Source organism: Malikia spinosa (assembly GCF_002980625.1).
Lineage (GTDB): Bacteria > Pseudomonadota > Gammaproteobacteria > Burkholderiales > Burkholderiaceae_C > Malikia > Malikia spinosa.
This window is the reverse complement of record NZ_PVLR01000063.1, coordinates 1-1,483: the sequence shown is the minus strand read 5'-3', so window position 1 is coordinate 1,483 and position 1,483 is coordinate 1. Positions and strand designations below refer to the sequence as shown.

Sequence of the window (1,483 nt, the reverse complement as noted above, 5' to 3'; positions counted from 1 at the left end):
AAACTACAGGGACTTCCCACGTAGTCAAGTGCGGTAGGCGTGGTTTTCCTTGAAGACGGTTTCCTGGCTACTGACATAGTTCGAGCGGCATGAAACGAGGAACAGACTGCACATCTACAGACGGGCTTGTTGCACTTGGTGCGGCCCCAGATACGAACCGCTCAGCGGGGCTCCATTCGGATTTCGTGGTGTCCATGGACCCACAGTTTCCTGACCGAGCTGACCCACTGCCGGTCTGACCTGTTCAATGCATCTTCGATTTCACGTCTGGCAAGGAAAGAGACTTCGTGGCGGACGTTGCCGTTCTGGCCGGTTACGCTGCCGCTGGCATCGCTCCAGCAGGTGAGACGCTGACATGGTGGGCGTCATAGCGTTTGTCCCTGGTCATGACGGCCCAGAGAATCCGCGCATTCTTGTTAGCGAGCGCCACGGCGGCCTTCTGCCAGCCGCAGCGCTCTCGCAGCCGCTGCGCCCACTGCGAGACGGGGTCATCGTTGTTCTTGCCGGTAAACACGACCGATTTGGCCCCCTGTATCAGCAGGTTTCGCAAGTAGTTGCTGCCGCGCTTGGTGATGCCGCCCAGGCTGGTCTTGCCGCCGCTGGAATTCTGTTTCGGCGTCAGCCCCAGCCAGGCGCCGAACTGGGCGCCGTTCCTGAACTGCTTGAAGTCGCCGACCGTGGCTACGACGGCTGACGCGGTGATGGGGCCGACACCCTTGAGCTCGGCAGCCCGCTGGACCTGCTCGTCGTCCTTCTGGTGGGCGGCAATGCGCTCGTCGCACCACTGGATATGCGCTTCGAGCTCTCGCCAGTGTTCCTGGGCCCTTTGCAGCGCCAGGCGGGCCATCCCGGCGATGTCGTTGCTGGCATCCTCCAGCACGTCGTTGAGGTGCTGCCGCAGGATGGCGGGTGTCTGGGGCAGCACCACTCCGAACTCTGCCAGCAGACCTCGGATGCGGTTCATGCAGGCTGTACGTTCTTCCTTGAGGGCTTCGCGCAGGCGATGCACGCACAGCATGCCCTGCTGATCGAGCGTCTTGGGCGGCACGAAGTTCATGTGTGGCCGCGAGGCTGCCTCGCACACCGCTGCCGCATCGTTGGCGTCGTTCTTGCCGCTCTTGCCCTGGATCCGGTACGGCGCGACGAACGGTGCGGGAATCATGCGAGCATCGAAACCACGTTCGCGGAGTTTGCGACACCAGTGGTGGGCGCCGCTGCAAGCCTCCATCGCCACGAGGCAGCCTGGGGGCAGATCGGCACACCAGGCCAGGAACTTCTCGCGCTTGAGCGTCCGGTTCGTCACCACCTTGCCAATGGCATCGACCGCATGGACCTGGATGAGGTTCTTGGCCAAATCGACGCCGACTCGTGTAATGTTGCTCATGGGACTTCTCCTTCCACTGGGGTTGAGATTGACTTCCAACACGCCAATCTTGGCACTCGATGCCGTAGCCCGGAAGTGGGAAGTCCCTTCGTATTCGGA

General features: G+C 61.9%; 1 protein-coding gene. It reads right to left on the bottom strand.

All coding sequences use genetic code 11. From position 1 onward, the window contains the following. Positions 1–313 precede the first annotated feature (313 nt). Positions 314–1,384, bottom strand: a complete 1,071-nt coding sequence (locus C6P61_RS16515) for an IS110 family RNA-guided transposase (protein ID WP_105731013.1) — start codon at positions 1,382–1,384, stop codon at positions 314–316. Positions 1,385–1,483: the final 99 nt, after the last annotated feature.

What these genes read in the sequence shown, in the direction of transcription:
- C6P61_RS16515 (WP_105731013.1), bottom strand. Translation starts at nt 1,384, where the DNA reads ATGAGCAACATTACACGAGTCGGCGTCGATTTGGCCAAGAACCTCATC.